Genomic DNA, 17,684 nt, shown 5'->3' on the forward strand with positions numbered 1-17,684 from the left:
ATGTTGCCCATCGATACCGCTGTGACTTTTTTCGGCCTTGCCCTGGCGCTGGGCTTCACCCCCGGGCCGGATAACTTGTTTGTGCTGATGCAGTCGGCCACGCAGGGTCGGCGCGCCGGCATGTTTGTGGTGCTGGGCTTGTGCACTGGTTTGCTGGTGCACACGGCGGCGATTGCGCTGGGCTTGGCCGCGATGTTTGCGGCGTCACCGCTGGCCTTCACGCTGCTGAAGTTTGCCGGTGCGGCTTATCTGGCTTACCTGGCCTGGCAGGTGCTGCGCGCCCCGGTCGGCCCTTTGGCCGAAGCCAGCCAAGTGCAGGCAAGCCCTGGCACCATGTACCGGCGCGGGGTGGTGATGAATTTGAGCAACCCCAAGGTGGTGTTCTTCTTCCTGGCGCTGCTGCCGCAGTTTGTGGATGCCGCACGCGGCCCGGTGGCCGGGCAGATCGTGCAACTGGGCTTGCTCTTCATGCTTAGCACCTTGATCTCCTTCGGTGCCATCACTTGGTTTGCCGGTTCGGTGCGCGGCTTGCTCAAGCGCTCGCTCAAGGCACAGCGGGCCTTGAATCGGCTGGCCGGCGTGGTGTTCATCGGCCTGGCGGCGCGCCTGCTGATGGCACAGCGTTGAGCTGAATCGAGCCAAGCCGCAAAGCTTTAGCTCCCGGATTCGACGGGATAGCGCAGCAAGGCCTGGCCCATGCGAATGCGCTCGCCGTTGGCGATGCCCGGACACAGCTCAAAGCCCTTGGGCGCAAACACGATGATGGTGGAGCCATGCTGGAACCAGCCCATTTCTTCGCCCTTGCGCAGGCGGGCTTCGCAAGGCAATTCATTGGCGCCGCGGTAGCCCAGGTGCAGCAATAGATTCAAAAAGTGCAGGCGCAGGCTGGCCACCAAGATGGCAGCCACCGGCACGATCGCAATCGCCTGGCCCATGGCCGGCCCGCTGCTGATGCGGGCGCGTAGCACCGCGCGCTCATTGCGGCAGAACAGGCGCTCGACCCGCTGCAGCGCGATCGGATTGACGTTCCAGGTATCGCCGGCGATGTGGGTCACATGCTCCACCACACAGTCCTGCGGGGCGTGGAAGCGGTGGTACATGGCCGAGGTCAGGCGCAGGGTGACGAAGCTGCCGTCCTGAAAAGCGCTGGTGTCCTGGCTGGGGCCGAACAGGTCCTGCATCGCGTAAGGGAAGCCCTTGGCCTGAAAGAGTTGGCGGCCCGCCACCGGCCCGCAGGCGCCGACGATGGCGTCGCATGGGCTGGTCAAGATCTCTGGCGCCATCTCGATCTGGCGCGCGCCGGGCTGTAGTTCGCGGGTGAAGCAGTCGTGCAGGCTGGCGAAGCGCTGCTGCTTGGCGTCGCTCAGGTCAAGGTCGGTGAACAAGCGCCACACGGCGATGGACAGGCGGCAGACCAGCGGGTTGCGAATCTGGCTAAAGCGTCCCATCAGCTTGGTCAGGGCGATGCGCGGAATGCGGTTGGTGAGCAAGAAGTTGAGGTCCTCTTGCAGAAAGAGCTGGCGCAGGGCGCGGGTGCTGGTTTTCATCATCTTGTCAATCTCGGCGGTTAGATATTGGGGCTTGGACAACGGCAGGCCGTATCGGCAACTCATGGACGACACTCTCTTCGCATCGACATTCACGCTTTCCGCGCTGGCCTTGGCCGCCGCGGTGGCCTTGTTGCCCAAGGCCAGGGCGCGGCTGCGGCTTTCGCGCGCCAAGCATCGCTCGCTGGCCGGGCATTCGCGCATGGCCAAGCGCCTGGCCTCGCTGCTGCCCGGCTATGCCTTTGATGAGGCGCAGTTCTTCGCCTCTGACGCGGCGCCCGCTGCGGTGGTGGCGCAGCGCCGCGCCGGCTTCGCGCGCTTGTGCGCCGTGCTGGGCGAGCGCCATGCCAAAAGCATTGCCATGTCGGCCGCCGCGCGCGGCAGCATCTCGGATCTGCAATTCACCGGCAGCTACCGGGTGCCGTTTCCCTACAGCCCCTATTTGCGCGAGCACCTCAAACTCGGCAGCTTTTTGCAAGCGGCCGACGGCGTGATGCTGGAGGATCTGGACGGGCAGCGTTTCTTTGACCTGGCCGGCTCTTACGGCGTCAATGTCTTTGGCTACGACTTCTACCGCAGCTGCGTAGACGAGGGCATGGCCCTGACCCATGCGCTGGGCCCGGTGCTCGGCGCCTATCACCCTTGCGTGCTGGAAAACGTCGAGAAGCTCAAGGCCATCTCGGGGCTGGACGAGGTGTCCTTCCATATGTCGGGCACCGAGGCGGTGATGCAGGCGGTGCGCCTGGCCCGTTACCACACCGGGCGCCGCCATCTGGTGCGCTTTTGTGGGGCATATCACGGCTGGTGGGAGGATGTGCAGCCAGGCCCCGGCAACCCCTTGCCCCCGCGTGAGACCTACACCTTGAAGGACATGGACGAGCGCAGCCTGAACGTGCTGCGCACCCGCCGCGACATCGCCTGCGTGCTGGTCAATCCGCTGCAAGGCTTGCATCCCAACAAGGGCGCGCCGGGGGATTCGTCCCTGCTGGACAGCGGCCGCAGCGCCGGCTTTGACCGCGCCGCCTACACAGCCTGGTTGAAGCGCTTGCGTGAGGTCTGCACCGAGCGCGGCATCGTGCTGATTTTTGACGAGGTGTTCCTGGGCTTCCGCCTGGCCAAGGGCGGCGCGCAGGACTACTTCGGCGTGCGCGCCGATATGGTCACCTACGGCAAGACCCTGGGCGGCGGGCTGCCGGTGGGCGTGGTGTGCGGGCGGGCTGATTTGATGAAGCGCTTCCGCGAGGAGCGGCCCGCTGACATCTGCTTCGCGCGCGGCACCTTCAATGCCCACCCCTATGTGATGGGGGCGATGAATGTCTTTTTGCGCCGCTTGGAGGAACCCGCTGTCCAGGCCATTTACGCCCAGGCCGATGGCCTGTGGGACGCGCGCGCCGCGCGCTTCAACCAGGTGCTGGCCGAGGCCGGTTTGCCGCTCAAAGTGGCTCATCTGCAATCGGTCTGGACGCTCAGCTACACCCAGCCTTCGCGCCATAACTGGATGCTGCAGTTCTATTTGCGTGAACAAGGTTTGCTTTTGAGTTGGGTGGGAACGGGCCGCTTCATCTTCAGCCTCAACTACACGGATGCTGATTTCGACACCGTGCTGCAACGCTTTGTGGCTGCCGCCCGCAGCATGCAGGCCGATGGCTGGTGGTGGCAGGACAGTGGCTTGAGCAATAAGAGCATCCGCCGCGCCGTGTTGCGCGAAACCCTGGCGCGCAAGTGGCAGGAGTTGCTGGCTTGATGCGGATCTGACGCTGCGCTGAACGAGTGGCCCGCACGATCTGCGGGCCTTCTTTTTGTTGCCGGGCTGTCGGCCCCAAAAGAGGCTGAGCAGCCCGCGCCTGAATAGGCTTTAGGCGTGTGGCTTCACATGCCCCATCGGGTCGATCAACTCACCGCGCAGCAGATACAGCGGCGCCTTGTGATACAGATAGATGTCGTGGAAGGGGTCGGTGATGATCTTGATCGCCCAAGCCAGGCCGGTCATGAAGCTTTGCTGCACCCACAGCTGCAACACGCGGAACAGCAGGCCCGTCACACCCAGCGACAACCAGGCGATGCCGACATCGTGGATGAAGCCTTGGAAGTCCTGAGCCGGCTCGATCAAGCCGAACAGCGAGGGCTGCAGCCACAGCACGGCCGGCAGCGCCACCCACACCGCCAGCAGCACGATCTTGCGGCGGATGTTGTAGCCAATCTTGATTTCTTCCTTGTATTCGTCGGTGGCCTGGTTGACCTCGTCGTAGCCGCGCGGCTCGAAGAAGAAGTGCCCCGCCTGGCGGCTGGTCATGGACACACACCAGGCCAGCAAGGCGGCCATGGCCGGGTCGCTGAACAGCAGCCCGTAGCTGATCAGAAAGCAGATGGCGCTGAGCAAATGCAGGCTTTGATTGATGCGGCTGTGGTGGTAGTAGCGGTGGTCGTCCCAGCGCTGCACAGCAAGAGTGTTCAACAGTTCCTTCACGTTCAGACCTCGAGATGGGGGTGAATCGGCGACCCGGGCTGGGTCGGCGTGACGCGATGGTGACGAGCCCGCATGAAAATTGCGTGACGATGGCCGACTGCGCCCCTTGTCATCGAACTGTTATGCAAGCCGGTCAGGATGCAGGGCATGAACAGCCGCAACGCGCAAATCCATCCCGTGGCCGACAGCATCGAGGTCAGCCATCTGCCGGCGGCCCGCCGTCAGCTGCGCATCGCCTTCGTCACCGAGACCTATCCGCCCGAGGTCAATGGCGTGGCCATGACCATCGCGCGCATCGTCGAGGGCCTGCACCGGCGTAACCACGATGTTCAGCTGATCCGGCCGCGCCAGGACGCTGCCGATGCGGCCGAGCGCAGCCCGCGCTTCCATGAAGTTTTGATGCGCGGCCTGCCGATTCCGCGCTACCCCAATCTGCGCATGGGCGTGCCGTCCAAGCGGGCGCTGGTGCAGCTGTGGTCGCTGCAGCGGCCGGATGTGGTGCACATCGCCACCGAGGGTGCCCTGGGCTGGTCGGCCCTGCAGGCGGCGCTGCATCTGAAGCTGCCGGTGTGCTCAGATTTCCGCACCAACTTTCACGCTTACAGCCGCCACTACGGCATTGGCTGGCTGTACAAGCCCATCATGGCTTATCTGCGCAAATTCCATAACCGCACGGCCTGCACCATGGTGCCGACGGAAGCGCTGCGTCAAAGCCTGGATCACGCTGGCTTCAAGAACCTGAGCGTGGTTTCGCGCGGTGTGGACACGCAGCAGTTCAGCCCCTTGCGGCGCAGCCAGGCGCTGCGGGAGCAGTGGGGTGTGGCCGCCGACGATCTGGTCTGCCTGTATGTCGGGCGTATCGCGCCGGAGAAAAACCTCACGACCTTGAGCGCGGCCTTCGATGCCATTGCCCGGCGCGATGCGCGGGCGAAATTGGTGGTGGTGGGCAGCGGCCCGCAAATGGCGGAGCTGCAAGCGCGCCACCCGAACGCCATCTTTGCCGGCCAGCGCAAGGGGGAAGACTTGGCGGCGCATTACGCCTCGGCCGACCTCTTCTTGTTCCCCAGCCTGACCGAGACCTTTGGCAACGTCACCACCGAGGCCATGGCCAGCGGCTTGGCGGTGCTGGCTTTTGACTACGCGGCCGCCGCGCAGCTGATCCGCACAGGCGAGAACGGCCTGCTGGTGCCCATCGACGATGCGGCCGGCTTTGTGCAAGCGGCAGTGGCTGCCGCGGCCGATTTGACGGCCTGCCGCGCGCTGGGCGTGCAGGCTTGCGAGACCGCCCGGGCGCTGGACTGGAGCAGCATCATTGCCCGTTTTGAAGGCGTGCTGGAAGCGGTGATGCAGCGCGCGGCGCTGCCACAGGGCCATGTGCCGCTGACGCTGGGCGAGCGCCACTCGGCTTGATGGTGGCCGGCGTTCAGCCGGCGCTAATGCCAACTTGTTTGAGACCTAGCGCTTCAAGCCCAGCGCCGTCCAGCCCTCAATCCCTAGCTTCTCCAGGGTCTGCATATTGGCCTCGTAAATCGCATCGGTGTCGGCCATGGTCTCGGTGGCGCGGGCGATGCTGCTTTCGCGCAGCAGGTGCAAGGTGGGGTAGGGCGAGCGGTTGGTGTAGTTGCTGATGTCCTCGGGCTCGGTGCCGGCGAATTGGTACTGCGGGTGGAAGCTGGCGATTTGCAGCTCACCGGCCAGCTCCAGGTCTTCCACCAGCGCATCGGCGGCGCCAAGGAAATCGTTGAAGTCGAGGAAATCGGTCAGCACCTGCGGGTGGATCAAGACCGTGGTTTCGATCTCATCCGGGTCGGCGCGGTTCAAGGCCAGCAGTTCGCGGGCCAATTCCTTGAGCAGGTCTTCGGGCGTGCTGGCGCTGCTGACCACATAGCGCAGGCGATTATTGACATGCACGCTCTTGGCGAAGGGGCAGAGGTTGAGGCCGATGACGGCCTTCTCCAGCCAGAACTGGGTGTCTTGCTGAACCTGGCTGGGCGCCGGGCTTGTCATCTCGGTGTTGTTGTCGTTACTGCTGTTCATCTGAATTCAAACCAGTCAATGCCTGCTGGGCCACCTCAAAGGCTTGGCGCAGCAGGGCTTGTTGCCATTCGGGGGTGTCGACGTAAAAAGCGTCGCGGAGTTGCTGTTTGATCTGGCGCGCCAGCGCCGGGTCGGCCTGCGGGTTGGCTTCCAGCCAATGGTCGGCGCGCAGGGCCATGATGGTCTCGGCCCATGGCACCGTGCCGAACTCCAGCGCGATGCCGGTGTAGCGGGCCTGCGGGCAAGTCTGCTGGATCACCGACCACATCAGCCCTTGCAGCGGTGCTGCACTTGAGCTGCCATCCGCCATCGAGGTGACCTCGCTGCCCCACCAGGCCCTGGCGCGGGCGTGTGCGGCCGTGTCGGCATCGGGGCCGGCGAAGATGCGTTCGCCATGGCCGCAAGGCCCCAGGCCGGTGTGCAGGTCGATCCAGGCGATGTCTTGCGCATGCTGGCCATGCTCGCTCAACACATGGCGCAAGGTTTGCTGACTCCAGGTGGGCGCGTGGCCGCCGTAGAACAGGCCTAGCTCATGCGTGTACTGACCGGCGGTGACGGCTTTTTGCAAGCCGGCCTGGCTGTGGCGGGCGGCGTAGTCGGCCAGTACCGCTTCGTCGGCGGCGCTGGGCGGCCAATGGGCGGGCAGCAGGGCGCTGGCAATCTCTTCGTAGCCGGCGTTGTGCGGCAGCGGCTGGTGATGGGCGAAGTCGTGGAAGTTGCGGTTCAGGTCCACCCCTTCTTGCGTGACGCGCCGCCACCAGGAAAAGCCATAGGGGTTGAGGGCGTGCAGATACAGCACAGCGAGGTCTGGCTGCGCGCGCGCGGCGCTCAGCCATGCCGCATCGCTCAGCAAGGCGGTTTGCAGGGCCGAGCCGCAAAAGCCTTCCACCCCGTGGCAGGCGCTGCTGATGATCAGCAGGCGCTTGGCCTTGGCCGGCCCCTGGCGCAGCACGTCCAGCGCCAGGCGCTCGCCGTCCCGGCCCAGCAGGGGGTGCCAGTGCGGCTCGGCGTCCAGGCCGGCTGCGTCCGCCGCAGCCAGGAACTTGGCCCTGGCCTCGGCGTAGCTTTGCGAGAAATACGACTGGGCTGTGCTGTCCATGCGGCGGTGCTTCAGGCCAGAGGCTTGGCCAGCCAGGCTTCGGCCAGCTTGACCCACATGCTGCCGCCCAGCGGAATCAGCTCGTCATTGAAGTCATAGCTCGGGTTATGCAGCATGCAGGGGCCCATGCCGTGGCCGCCGACGCGGTGGCTGCCGTCGCCATTGCCGATCAGGAAATAGCAGCCGGGGATTTGCTGCAGATAGAAGCTGAAATCCTCGGCGCCCATGGTGGGCTCGAACTCCTGCACATTGGCGGGGCCGACCAGCTCGCTGAGCAGCTCGCGCGCAAACTCGGTCTCATTGGCGTGGTTGATGGTGGGCGGGTAGTTGCGCTTGAAGCGGAACTCGCAAGTCAGCTCAAAGGCCTCGGCCGTGCTCAGCGCCACTTGCTTCATGCGGCGCTCGATCAGGTCCAGGGTTTCCAGCGTGAAGGTCCGCACGGTGCCTTCGATCACGCAGGAATCCGGGATCACATTGGTGGCCTCACCCGCGTGGATGGTGGTGACCGAGATCACGCCGGCATCGATGGGCCGCTTGTTGCGGGTGATGATGGTCTGGAAGGCCTGCACCATCTGGCAGGCCGCCGGCACCGGGTCTAGGCCCAGATGCGGCATGGCCGCGTGGGCGCCCTTGCCGCGCAGGGTGATGAAGAACTCGTTGCTGGAGGCGAAAACCGGCCCGCTCTTGAGCGCGAACTGGCCCGCGGCCATGCCCGGCCAGTTGTGGGCGCCGAAGATGGCCTCCATCGGGAATTGCTGGAACAGGCCGTCCTTGATCATCTCGCGGGCGCCGCCGCCACCTTCTTCGGCGGGCTGGAAGACCAGATAGATGGTGCCGTCGAAATTGCGGTGTTTCGCCAGATGCTGGGCCGCCGACAAAAGCATGGCGGTGTGGCCGTCATGCCCGCAAGCGTGCATCTTGCCGGGGAAGGTGCTGGCGTGGGCGAACTTGTTGTGCTCGGTCATCGGCAGCGCGTCGATGTCAGCGCGCAGGCCCACGGCACGATTGGAGCTGCCGTTCTTGACGATGCCCACCACGCCGGTCTTGCCCAGGCCGCGATGCACCGGGATGCCCCATTCCGTCAGCGCCTTGGCGATCAGGTCAGCGGTGCGCTCTTCCTGAAAGCACAGCTCGGGGTGGGCGTGGATATCGCGCCGCAGGGTGGCAATGCCGGCGGCATTTTGAAGAATGTCGGTGATCAGTTTCATGGCGTGCTGCTCGCGGCTAATCGAGCGGGCAGTTTACGCGCCTTGACCGCGCCAACGGGGCGAGCTGCGCATCGCCCCGGGCGTCTTGAAGGGTCTCTGACCGGGTCAGCGCTTCACCCGACCGTCGCCGGTGAGCATGGACAGCTCGACAAAATTCGAGCCGACATGGTCTTGCGGGGTGAACTTGACGCGGAAGCCGCCAGCATTGAAGTCGCGCATGCCTTCCAGTGCGTTGACTAGGCTTTCACGGCTGGGCTTGGCGCCCATGCGGCGCAGCCCTTCGGTGAAGACCTTGGCGGCCAGATAGCCTTCCATCGCGGTGTAGTTCGGCTTGCCGTCGCCGCCGGCTTTTTGCAGCGCCGCTTGGTACTCAGCCACCACGCCGGTGGCCTGGCCCATGGGGTAGGGCACCACTTGGCTGACCACCACGCCGGCCGCGTCTTTGCCCAATTCGTCCGACAAGGCTTGGGTGCCGACGAAAGAGACGTTGTAGAACACGCCGCCGTAGCCAGCTTTGCGCGCTTCGCGGATGAAGGCGGCGCAGCTCTTGTAGGCACTCACCATCACGATGCCGTCCGGGTGTTGGCCTTGCACCAGCGCCTTCACTGCTTTGGCCACATCGACCGAGTTGCGTTCCACCGTGGCCACGGCCAAAGGGTCGAGATTCTGGGTCTTGAGGGCGCGCTGCACGCCGCTCAGACCGGCCTGGCCATAGGCGTCGTTCTGGTGGAAGACGGAGATGCGTTTCAGGCCGAGCTGGGTCAGCTGGTTGACGATCAGCGCCGTCTCATCGAAATAAGAAGCGCGCAGATGGAAGACCCAGCGGCTGAAAGGATCGCGCAATGACTGCGCGCCGGTCAGGGGCGCGAAGAAAGGGATCTTGTGCTGGTTGACCAGGGGCAGGGCGGCCAGCGAGGTGGGCGTGCCCACATAGCCGAAGAGCGCGAACACCTCGTCGTTGATGAACTTCTCGGTATTGGCCTTGCAGCGCTCGGGCTCATAGCCATCGTCCATGGTGCGCAGCACCACCGGCAGACCGCCAACGCCGCCGGAAGAGTTCAGCGCATCAAAGAACAGCTTGGCACCGGCTTGCATCTGCAGGCCAAGCTGGGAAGCCGGGCCCGTCAAGGGGGCCGATTGACCCAGCACGATGGCGCGGCGTTCCTGGGCTTGCAGCCAGTCTGCCGAACTCAATGTGCCCAGGCCCAGCAAGCCTTGCAGGCCATATTGCAGATAGCGTCGTCGTTGCAAGCTCGTTGTCATATTCTTGTGGGGTCGTTGGTCGGGTGATGCAGGCGAGGCCTGGCGCGTATTTTCATCGCAGCGCCGGCCGCGCCCGGCCCGCTGCCGCTAGAGCGCGCGGCTTTGTGCAATAGTTGGCGCATGACTTCCGCAGCTGACAATTTTTTTTCGCCTTCCGCGCCACAAACTCACGGCGCCATTCAGATCGTCAAGGGCGCTTGCCCACATGATTGCCCCGACACCTGCGCCTTGCGCATTAGCGTGCAAGACGGTCGTGTGGTCAAGGTGCAAGGCGCCGCCGAGCATCCCAGCACCCACGGCGCCCTGTGCACCAAGGTCTCGCGCTATGCCGAGCGCACCTATCACGCCGAGCGCTTGCTGCAGCCGCTCAAGCGCGTCAGCGCCAAAACCGAGCCGCCGCGTTTTGAGCCTGTCAGCTGGGCTGAGGCCCTGGCCGACATCGCCGCCAAGCTCGGGCAGATCGCTGCCCGCGACCCGCAAGCCATCCTGCCCTATAGCTATGCCGGCACCATGGGTTTGGTGCAAGGCGAGGGCATGGCCGCCCGCTTTTTTAACCGCCTGGGCGCCTCGCGGCTGGATCGCACCATCTGCGCCTCCGCCGGCGCCGCCGCTTTGACGGCGACCTATGGCCACAAAGTGGGCATGCACCTGCCTTATTTTGCCGAGAGCCAGCTGATCCTGATCTGGGGCAGCAACTCGATTGCCTCCAATCTGCACTTCTGGACCTTTGCTAACCAGGCCAAACGTGCCGGCGCCAAGCTGATCTGCATCGACCCGCGCAAGACCGAGACCGCTGACAAATGCCACCAGCACATTGCGCTGCTGCCCGGCACCGATGGCGCCTTGGCCTTGGGCCTGATGCATGAGCTGATCACGCACGACTGGCTGGACCACGACTATCTGCGCCAGCATGTGGACGGCTGGGAGGAGTTGCGCGCCAAAGCCTTGCAGTGGCCGCCGGCGCGCACCGCCGAGGTCTGCGGCATCAGCGTGGAGGAGGTCGCGCAACTGGCGCGCGACTACGGCACTACGCGGCCGGCCGCCATCCGCCTGAACTACGGCATGCAGCGGGTGCGCGGCGGCGGCAATGCGGTGCGCCTGATCGCGCTGCTGCCCTGCTTGACGGGCGCTTGGCGCACGCGGGCGGGCGGGCTGCTGCTGTCCAGCTCGGGCTGGTTTGCGCCCTTCAAAAATATGGCCGCGCTGGAGCGACCTGAGCTGGCCACCGGCGCCACGCCGCGCCTGCTGAATATGAGCACCATAGGCGACGATTTGCTGCGCGAGGCCGACCCCGCTTTCGGCCCCAAGGTCGAGGCGCTGATCGTCTACAACAGCAATCCGGTGGCGGTGGCGCCCGAGTCACCCAAGGTGGTGCGCGGCTTCCAGCGGGCCGATCTGTTCACCGTGGTGCTGGAACACTTCATGACCGACACCGCGGATTTGGCCGATTACGTGCTGCCCGCCACCACCCAGCTGGAGCACCTAGATGTGCACACCAGCTATGGCCACACCGATGTGCTGATCAATGAGCAGGCCATCGCCCCGCTGGGCCAGGCCAAGCCCAATACGCAAATCTTCCGCGAGCTGGCCGCGGCCATGGGCTTCACCGAGGCCTGTTTTGCCGAGACCGATGAGCAGTTGGCGCGCCAGGCCTTCAGTGCCGAGATTGATTTCGAGGCTCTGCGGGCCCAGGGCTGGCAAAGCCTGCCCCTGGCCGAGGCGCCCTTCGCCGAAGGTGGCTTCCCCACCGCCAATGGCCGGGCCCAGGCGGCGGGCTGCGATTACGTGGCGAACTACGAAAGCCGGGCCTCCTCGCCCGAGCTGGCGCAGCGCTATCCGCTGGCCATGATCTCGCCGCCGGCGCGCAACTTCCTCAATAGCAGCTTCGTCAATGTGAAGAGCTTGCGCGATATCGAGGGCGAGCCCTTGGTCGAGGTGCATGCCGAGGACGCCGCAGCGCGGGACCTCACGGACGCCAGCATGGTGCGGGTGTTCAATGATCGCGGCAGCTATGTCTGCCGCTTGCGCGTCAGCCCGCGGGCGCGGCCCGGCGTGGTCAACGGGCTGGGTGTGTGGTGGCGCAAGCTGGGCGCGCAGGGCAGCAATGTCAATGAAGTCACCCACCAAGGCCTCACCGATCTGGGCGCGGCGCCGAGCTTTTACGACTGCCTGGTCGAGCTGCAAGCCTGGTCGCCCGCCGAGGCCAGCGCTGGATGAGGCGATCCCGCTGGCTGGCCAGCATCGGCGCATGCGGGCTTGCCCTGCTGGCCTTGCTGAGCCTGGGCGGCTGCGCCGAGCTGGGCTATCTGCGCCAGTCGGCAGCCGGTCATTTGCGTTTGATGGCGGCGGCCAAGCCGGTCGATGAGTTTTTGGCTCAGCCGGATGTCTCCGCAGACTTGAGGCAGCGCCTGCTGCTCAGCCAACGCATGCGCAGCTTCGCGGTGAGCGAGTTGAAGCTGCCCGACAACAGCAGCTATCGCCGCTACGCCGACCTGGGCCGGCCGGCGGTGGTGTGGAATGTGGTGGCCGCGCCTGAGCTGAGCCTGCAACTCAAGACCTGGTGTTTCCCGGTGATGGGTTGCGTGGGCTATCGGGGTTATTTCGATCAGGCGCAGGCGCAGGCCTTCGCGGCGGAGTTGCAGCGCCAGGATGCCAGCCTGGAAGTGCAGGTCTACCCGGTGCCGGCCTATTCCACCCTGGGTTGGAGCAATTGGGTGGGCGGCGACCCTTTGCTCAATACCTTTATTCGCTATCCAGAAGGCGAGTTGGCTGGACTGATCTTTCACGAACTGGCGCATCAAGTCGCTTATGTAGCTGACGACACTCCCTTCAACGAAGCCTTTGCAACAGCCGTGGAGCGGCGTGGCGCGGCGGCCTGGCTCAGCGGCCAAGCCAGCCCGGCGGCGCGTGAGGCCTATGCCAAGCGCCAACTGCGGCGCGAGCAGTTCCGCGCCTTGACCGGCCGCTATCGCCAGCAATTGGCCGCCCTCTACGCCGGGCCGCTCAGCGCGGCCGAACAGCGTGCCGCCAAAGCTGCCTTGCTGCAGGATTTGCGCCAGGACTACGAGCGCCTGAAGGCCGAAGCCTGGGGCGGAGACAAGGCCTACGACGCCTGGTTCGCCCAGCTCAACAATGCCAGCCTGGCGATTCTGTCGGCCTATACCGATCTGAGCCCCGCCTTCGAAGCCATGCTTGATCACGAGCAGGGCGATTGGCAGCGCTTTTATGTGCAAGTGCAACGTCTGGCAGCCCTGCCAAAATCGCAGCGTCTGCAAGAATTGCTAAACAACAAATCACCCGGAGCACACTGAACCATGGCCGATATCCGCATTCACCGAGACCATGCCCTGGGCCTGACCCGCGCCCGTGAAATTGCCTGGGCCTGGGCCGAGCAAGTCGAGGAGAAATTCGGCATGGACTGCACGGTGCTGGAGGGTGAAACCAGCGACACCGTCGCCTTCACCCGTTCGGGCGTGAAGGGCGAGTTGATTGTCGCGGCCAAGCATTTCGAACTGCACGCCAAGCTGGGCTTGCTGCTGGGCGCTTTCAAGACCTCCATCGAGGGTGAGATCGAGAAGGAGTTGGACGGCCTGCTGGCGGCCGAGTCTTCTGCCAAGCCCGCCAAAGTTGCGAAAGCTGCCACCAAGGTGGCCGCGCCTAAGGCGACCGCGAAAGCAGCGGCCAAGAAAAAGCCGACCTGAGCAGGTCGGCTTTGGGCTGGGCTAAGCCTAGGGTGGCTTACTTCAGCGATTCGATCAGGTCGATATAGCTCTGCTGAGCTTCGTCTTGGCTGGTGCCCTTGAGTTCGTTCCAAGCATCCCACTTGGCGCGGCCCACCATATCGGTGAAACCGGGGCGCGAACCCTCCACATCGCCGGCGCTGCCTTGCTTGAACAAGGCATAGAGCTTGAGCAGCGTCATATTGTCCGGGCGCTCGGGCAGGGACTTGGAGCCGGCAACGGCGGCGTCAAATTGGTCTTTCAGGCTCATGTGGTCTTTCTCCTGCACTTGGTATCAATTGGGATGGACGGCAGCGATGTTAACCAGCATTGTGTGCATATAGAAGATTGGAGATGACTTTGCCGCAACGACAAGTACGCATGAGCAAGGTGGACACGGCCTGGCTGCGCATGGACACCGAGTCCAATTTGATGATGATTGTGGGCGTCTGGCGCATCCGGCCCGGCGTGGCCCTGGCCGCCGTGCGCGAACGCATTGCCAGCCAGCTGCTGCAATACCCACGCTTCGGCCAGAAGGTGGTGGAAGACGCCATGGGCTCTATTTGGGTGCAGGACTCTAATTTCGACATTCAGCGGCATGTCGTACCCGAAGTTCTGCCCCTGCGGGCCGGTGTGGATGGCGAAGCCTTGCTGAAGGCGCGGGTCGGCGAGTTGGCCATGCAGAGCCTGGATACGGCCCATCCGCTGTGGCAGTTCCATTTGGTCGAGGACATGGGCGATGGTTCCAGCGCCCTGATCGCCCGCATCCACCATTGCATTGGTGACGGCATCGCCCTGATTGCAGTGATGCTGTCCATCACCGACGGCGGCAAGGCCCCGCCCAAGCGGCGTTCGCGCGAGCCCGAGGAGCATGACTGGCTGACCGATCACCTGATGCGGCCCATCACCGGCATGACGGTCAAGGCCATTCGCATGGCCGGCGCCAGCATGGCCAAGGGCATGGATCATTTGATTCACCCTGCCAGCCCGCTGGACAACAGCCTGGACATGGCCCGCATGGGCTATCAGGCCGTTTCCGATGTGGCGGCCTTTGCCTTGATGGCGGACGACTCCCACACCCGCCTCAAGGGCAAGCCCGGCACGAGCAAGCGGGTGGCCTGGGGCGAGCCGCTGCCGCTGGACGCGGTGAAGGCGGTGGGCAAGGCCATGAATGCCTCCATCAACGATGTCTTGCTGAGTTGTGTGGCCGGTGCGATTGGTAGTTATTTGAGCGCCAAGGGCGACTCAGTGGACGGCCAGGAAATCCGCGCCATGGTGCCGGTGAACCTGCGGCCGATGGAGAAGGCCTATCAGCTGGGCAATCGTTTTGGCCTGGTGCCTCTGGTATTGCCCATCGGCATTGCCAATCCGGTGGAGCGGCTTTACGCCGTCAAGGCGCGCATGCAGGAGCTCAAGGGCAGCTTCCAGCCGGTGCTGGCGTTTGGCCTGCTGTCGGTGGCGGGCCTGCTGATCAAGCCAGTGCAGCATGCCATGCTGAATATCTTTGCCAAGAAGGCCACCGCCGTGATGACCAATGTGCCCGGCCCGGCCGAGGCCTTGCACTTTTGCGGTTCCGAAGTCGAGCGAGTGATGTTCTGGGTGCCGCAGTCGGGGGATATCGGCGTGGGCGTCAGCCTGCTGACCTATGCCGGCCAGGTGCAGTTCAGCCTGATCACCGACAGCACGCTGTGCCCCGACCCGGAAAAGGTCGTCGCCAACTTCACGCCCGAGTTCAATAAGTTGCTCTTGCTGGCGCTGATGCTGCCTTGGGCCGAGTGAGCGATGGCCTTGCCTGATCCCCAAGCCTCCGCAGCCGCCTCTGCCTTGGCGCCGCCCTGCACGGCGCAACTGCTGGCGTTGCAGGCCGATATGGATCATGCGCAGGTGCTGCGCCAGGTCTTGCTGTCCTGCCAGGCGCAGATCGAAGGCAATGCCCGCCACATCGCCCGCGCAGTGTTTGAGCCGGGCCATGTGCATCAGCTGCGCGTGGGTTTGCGGCGCCTGCGCAGCGGCCTGCGCTTGATGGCCAGCAAGGATGATTTGGGGCTGCCGGCTGAAAGCCTGGCGCAGTTGAATGACGCGGCGGCGCGGCTGTTCCGCCAACTGGGGCCGGCGCGTGAAGCCGATGTGTTGGCCGAGCTGTGGCCGCCGCAGTTGCTGGCGCAGATCGCTGCCGAGTTCCATGTCGACGCTGCCCAAGCCAGGCATTTGCTGCAGGGCGAGCTGGCGCCACGCCTGCCGGCCGCCGCCGTGGCACGGCTGTTGCGCTCGCGGGCCAGCCAAGCCTTTCTGGTGCAACTACGCGACCTGATTGCGCAATTGCCTGCGCCAACAGTCAAACCAAACAAAGCATCTAAATCCATCCCAGCCGGTGCGCCGGTGCTGCCTAAGCTGCATCGGCGGCTGCGGCGCTGGTTTCTGCGTGCGCAGCTGGAGGCTGCCGATTTTTCCAATCTGGATGCGAGCGGCCGCCATGCCTTGCGCAAGCGGCTCAAGCGCTTGCGCTATGGCATGGAGTTTTGCTTGGCCGGGCACGCCACCGCACGCAGCCAGCAAGGCCTGCCGCTGTTGCGCCAAGCCCTGCAATGCCTGGGGGAGTTGAATGACCAGGCCGGCGCCATGGCCCAGCTGCGCGCCCATGCGAGCCAGGCGCCGGCGGCGCAGTTCGCGCTGGGCTGGCTGGCGGCCCTGCATGAGCAGCAGCTGCGCCAGACCGTGCCGGTGATGAAGGCGTTGGTGGCCGCGCCGCTGCCCTGGCGGGATTGAGCGGCGCAGCGGCTGGTCAGTTGAGCGGGCGAACGCCGTCTGGTAGTTAAGTTAGGCAGCCTTGACGGGCCGCAGCCGGCTTCAGTCTTCCAGCTCTTCCCGCGCCATGGCGATGTCCAGCGCTTCCATCGCATCCATGGGTTCGCAGGCGGCGGCGTCGGCGTAGAGGGCTTCGGCTTCCTTCATGCGCTTGTCGCCTTCCAGCATGATCAGGCCGTTGGCGCGTTCCACCATGGCGATGGCGCAGCCGGGGTTGAGTTGCAAGGCCTGCACAAACATCTTCAGGCCGGTGCTGGTGTCGGCGCCCTGGGTCTTGCCCAGCAGCTTGCCCACCTTGTCGATCACCTCGGCATGAAAAGCACCCAGGGCGATATGAGCGTCAGCATGCTTGGGGTTCAGCTCAATGGTGCGCTCCAAGGCGTTCTTGACCTTGCTGCCCAGGCCTTGGGCCAAGGCCTTGGTCACGCTGATGCCCTGGCCGTAGCGGCCGACGGCATAGGCTTGCCAGTAATAGGCATTCGGGTTCTTGGGCTCCAGCTCTTGCTGGGCGGCGGCGCGTTCGGCCACTTCCTGGAACATCTCGAGCTTGACGCTTTCCTTCTTCTCCAGATAGTTGGCGTAGATGGCCTGGGCCTTGTTGGCCACCGTGATGCCGGCGCCGCCAACGGCGAGGCCCGCGTCATGCGCTAGCTGAAACTCGCCGGCATGGAAGTGGATCCAGGCTTGCACCACCGCTGCGTCCTTGGGGAAGGGCTCGCCGTCACCGGTGTGCAGGCGCGCCCAGTGCTTTTTCAGCGTGCTGGGTGTGTACTGGAAAGCGTGATTGTCGTGCGGGAAAGCGGTCCACTTGGCCATGCTGCGGTCTCCTTCAGGCTTGTTGATACTGATTGGCGAGTGCGAAGAGATGATCTTTCGAGGCCGGCTCCAGATAGGGCAGCAGCAGGCTCAGCACATGGAAGGCGCCGCGCATCAAAGCCACACCGGCCTGCGAGGGCTCCAGGGCATTGCGCGGGTCGCGCACATACTCAAAACTGAGCCAATAGCTCAGCAGCACCACCATGGAATTGGCTGTGGGCGCTTGTTCGCGGCTGTCCATCTTCAGCACGCCGCCGCGCTGCAGGCCGCTCAAGACCTGGCGCATGGCCTGGCCCTTTTGGCCCAGCACGGTCTGGAAGTGGGTTTCCAGGCGGCGGTTCTTGGACAGCAGGTCGTTGAGGTCGCGGTACAGAAAGCGATGCTTCCAGATCAGCTCGTAAAGCATGTGGAAGAACAGCCAAGCGTCCTCGACATTGCGCACATTGTCGGCCGCGCCCAGCAGCGCGCCCAGCTCCTGCTCGTAGCGATTGAACAGGGCGTTGATCAGCTCGTCTTTGGCCGGGTAGTGGTAGTACAGATTGCCGGGGCTGATGTTCAACTCGGCCGAAATCAGCGTGGTTGAGACGTTAGGCTCGCCAAAGCGGTTAAACAGATCCAGCGTGACTTCGAGAATTCGCTCGGCCGTGCGGCGCGGCGGCTTTTTTGTGGCCATGTACTCAGGGTCTCCTACGCTGATTCTGTCATCAAGCGGTGAACATTCTC

General features: G+C 64.4%; 17 protein-coding genes. 8 read left to right on the top strand and 9 right to left on the bottom strand.

Annotation, left to right across the window (positions count from 1 at the left end):
- A complete protein-coding gene (locus AT984_RS01395) occupies positions 1-627 on the top strand; it encodes a LysE family translocator (RefSeq protein ID WP_058718579.1) in 627 nt (208 codons plus the stop codon).
- A gap of 26 nt (positions 628-653) precedes the next feature.
- Here AT984_RS01395 and asd read toward each other — a convergent pair whose 3' ends face one another.
- The gene (asd, locus tag AT984_RS01400) at positions 654-1,547 is read right to left on the bottom strand and encodes an archaetidylserine decarboxylase (protein ID WP_058722003.1); all 894 of its coding nucleotides are present in this window, start codon (positions 1,545-1,547) and stop codon (positions 654-656) included.
- A gap of 64 nt (positions 1,548-1,611) precedes the next feature.
- On the opposite strand from asd, the gene AT984_RS01405 reads away from it, so the two are divergent.
- Positions 1,612-3,291, top strand: a complete 1,680-nt coding sequence (locus tag AT984_RS01405) for an aminotransferase class III-fold pyridoxal phosphate-dependent enzyme (protein WP_058718580.1) — start codon at positions 1,612-1,614, stop codon at positions 3,289-3,291.
- 111 nt (positions 3,292-3,402) lie between these two features.
- Here the strand turns inward: AT984_RS01405 and AT984_RS01410 are convergent, their stop codons facing one another.
- Positions 3,403-4,002 (bottom strand): hypothetical protein, encoded by a 600-nt coding sequence (locus AT984_RS01410; RefSeq protein WP_231741497.1) that lies wholly within the window; start codon positions 4,000-4,002, stop codon positions 3,403-3,405.
- A 159-nt stretch (positions 4,003-4,161) separates the two neighbouring features.
- On the opposite strand from AT984_RS01410, the gene AT984_RS01415 reads away from it, so the two are divergent.
- On the top strand, positions 4,162-5,424 hold the full coding sequence (locus tag AT984_RS01415; protein ID WP_058722004.1) for a glycosyltransferase family 4 protein: 1,263 nt from the start codon (positions 4,162-4,164) through the stop codon (positions 5,422-5,424).
- A 45-nt stretch (positions 5,425-5,469) separates the two neighbouring features.
- Here the strand turns inward: AT984_RS01415 and AT984_RS01420 are convergent, their stop codons facing one another.
- From AT984_RS01420 to AT984_RS01435, 4 genes are all read right to left on the bottom strand, one after another.
- A complete protein-coding gene (locus AT984_RS01420; protein WP_197418215.1) occupies positions 5,470-6,051 on the bottom strand; it encodes a DUF1415 domain-containing protein in 582 nt (193 codons plus the stop codon).
- The gene (locus tag AT984_RS01425; RefSeq protein ID WP_058722006.1) at positions 6,038-7,150 is read right to left on the bottom strand and encodes a M14 family metallopeptidase; all 1,113 of its coding nucleotides are present in this window, start codon (positions 7,148-7,150) and stop codon (positions 6,038-6,040) included. The genes AT984_RS01420 and AT984_RS01425 overlap by 14 nt, the downstream gene beginning before the upstream one ends.
- 11 nt (positions 7,151-7,161) lie before the next feature.
- Positions 7,162-8,358, bottom strand: coding sequence for a M20 aminoacylase family protein (locus AT984_RS01430; protein ID WP_058718582.1), 1,197 nt, complete (start codon positions 8,356-8,358; stop codon positions 7,162-7,164).
- Positions 8,359-8,463: 105 nt separating this feature from the next.
- Positions 8,464-9,621: an ABC transporter substrate-binding protein gene (locus AT984_RS01435; protein WP_058718583.1), complete on the bottom strand. Its 1,158-nt coding sequence runs from the start codon at positions 9,619-9,621 to the stop codon at positions 8,464-8,466.
- A gap of 120 nt (positions 9,622-9,741) precedes the next feature.
- Here AT984_RS01435 and AT984_RS01440 point away from each other — a divergent pair, with 120 nt between their 5' ends.
- Genes AT984_RS01440 through AT984_RS01450 form a run of 3 tightly spaced genes read left to right on the top strand, consistent with a single transcriptional unit; the run spans position 9,742 to position 13,322 of the window.
- On the top strand, positions 9,742-11,838 hold the full coding sequence (locus AT984_RS01440; protein WP_058718584.1) for a molybdopterin-containing oxidoreductase family protein: 2,097 nt from the start codon (positions 9,742-9,744) through the stop codon (positions 11,836-11,838).
- A complete protein-coding gene (locus AT984_RS01445; protein ID WP_058718585.1) occupies positions 11,835-12,932 on the top strand; it encodes an aminopeptidase in 1,098 nt (365 codons plus the stop codon). The genes AT984_RS01440 and AT984_RS01445 overlap by 4 nt, the downstream gene beginning before the upstream one ends.
- Positions 12,933-12,935: 3 nt before the next feature.
- On the top strand, positions 12,936-13,322 hold the full coding sequence (locus AT984_RS01450) for a polyhydroxyalkanoic acid system family protein (protein ID WP_058718586.1): 387 nt from the start codon (positions 12,936-12,938) through the stop codon (positions 13,320-13,322).
- A gap of 37 nt (positions 13,323-13,359) precedes the next feature.
- Here the strand turns inward: AT984_RS01450 and AT984_RS01455 are convergent, their stop codons facing one another.
- Positions 13,360-13,611, bottom strand: a complete 252-nt coding sequence (locus tag AT984_RS01455; RefSeq protein WP_058718587.1) for an acyl-CoA-binding protein — start codon at positions 13,609-13,611, stop codon at positions 13,360-13,362.
- Positions 13,612-13,694: 83 nt separating this feature from the next.
- Between AT984_RS01455 and AT984_RS01460 the strand changes: the two genes are divergently transcribed.
- On the top strand, positions 13,695-15,119 hold the full coding sequence (locus AT984_RS01460; protein ID WP_058718588.1) for a wax ester/triacylglycerol synthase family O-acyltransferase: 1,425 nt from the start codon (positions 13,695-13,697) through the stop codon (positions 15,117-15,119).
- Between the two features lie 3 nt (positions 15,120-15,122).
- The gene (locus AT984_RS01465; protein WP_058718589.1) at positions 15,123-16,106 is read left to right on the top strand and encodes a CHAD domain-containing protein; all 984 of its coding nucleotides are present in this window, start codon (positions 15,123-15,125) and stop codon (positions 16,104-16,106) included.
- Between the two features lie 81 nt (positions 16,107-16,187).
- Here AT984_RS01465 and AT984_RS01470 read toward each other — a convergent pair whose 3' ends face one another.
- Together AT984_RS01470 and AT984_RS01475 are read right to left on the bottom strand one after the other, a co-directional pair.
- Positions 16,188-16,961 (bottom strand): hypothetical protein, encoded by a 774-nt coding sequence (locus AT984_RS01470; protein WP_058718590.1) that lies wholly within the window; start codon positions 16,959-16,961, stop codon positions 16,188-16,190.
- A 13-nt stretch (positions 16,962-16,974) separates the two neighbouring features.
- A complete protein-coding gene (locus AT984_RS01475; RefSeq protein ID WP_058718591.1) occupies positions 16,975-17,634 on the bottom strand; it encodes a TetR/AcrR family transcriptional regulator in 660 nt (219 codons plus the stop codon).
- Positions 17,635-17,684: the final 50 nt, after the last annotated feature.

The sequence above is a fragment of the Paucibacter sp. KCTC 42545 genome (genome assembly GCF_001477625.1).
In the GTDB taxonomy this organism is placed as follows: Bacteria; Pseudomonadota; Gammaproteobacteria; order Burkholderiales; family Burkholderiaceae_C; genus Paucibacter_A.

Bases quoted from the DNA above. Each gene is read 5' to 3' on its own strand.
- AT984_RS01395 (WP_058718579.1), top strand. From the start codon at position 1: ATGTTGCCCATCGATACCGCTGTGACTTTTTTCGGCCTTGCCCTGGCG.
- asd (WP_058722003.1), bottom strand. From the start codon at position 1,547: ATGAAAACCAGCACCCGCGCCCTGCGCCAGCTCTTTCTGCAAGAGGAC.
- AT984_RS01405 (WP_058718580.1), top strand. From the start codon at position 1,612: ATGGACGACACTCTCTTCGCATCGACATTCACGCTTTCCGCGCTGGCC.
- AT984_RS01415 (WP_058722004.1), top strand. From the start codon at position 4,162: ATGAACAGCCGCAACGCGCAAATCCATCCCGTGGCCGACAGCATCGAG.
- AT984_RS01420 (WP_197418215.1), bottom strand. From the start codon at position 6,051: ATGAACAGCAGTAACGACAACAACACCGAGATGACAAGCCCGGCGCCC.
- AT984_RS01425 (WP_058722006.1), bottom strand. From the start codon at position 7,150: ATGGACAGCACAGCCCAGTCGTATTTCTCGCAAAGCTACGCCGAGGCC.
- AT984_RS01430 (WP_058718582.1), bottom strand. From the start codon at position 8,358: ATGAAACTGATCACCGACATTCTTCAAAATGCCGCCGGCATTGCCACC.
- AT984_RS01435 (WP_058718583.1), bottom strand. From the start codon at position 9,621: ATGACAACGAGCTTGCAACGACGACGCTATCTGCAATATGGCCTGCAA.
- AT984_RS01440 (WP_058718584.1), top strand. From the start codon at position 9,742: ATGACTTCCGCAGCTGACAATTTTTTTTCGCCTTCCGCGCCACAAACT.
- AT984_RS01445 (WP_058718585.1), top strand. From the start codon at position 11,835: ATGAGGCGATCCCGCTGGCTGGCCAGCATCGGCGCATGCGGGCTTGCC.
- AT984_RS01450 (WP_058718586.1), top strand. From the start codon at position 12,936: ATGGCCGATATCCGCATTCACCGAGACCATGCCCTGGGCCTGACCCGC.
- AT984_RS01455 (WP_058718587.1), bottom strand. From the start codon at position 13,611: ATGAGCCTGAAAGACCAATTTGACGCCGCCGTTGCCGGCTCCAAGTCC.
- AT984_RS01460 (WP_058718588.1), top strand. From the start codon at position 13,695: ATGACTTTGCCGCAACGACAAGTACGCATGAGCAAGGTGGACACGGCC.
- AT984_RS01465 (WP_058718589.1), top strand. From the start codon at position 15,123: ATGGCCTTGCCTGATCCCCAAGCCTCCGCAGCCGCCTCTGCCTTGGCG.
- AT984_RS01470 (WP_058718590.1), bottom strand. From the start codon at position 16,961: ATGGCCAAGTGGACCGCTTTCCCGCACGACAATCACGCTTTCCAGTAC.
- AT984_RS01475 (WP_058718591.1), bottom strand. From the start codon at position 17,634: ATGGCCACAAAAAAGCCGCCGCGCCGCACGGCCGAGCGAATTCTCGAA.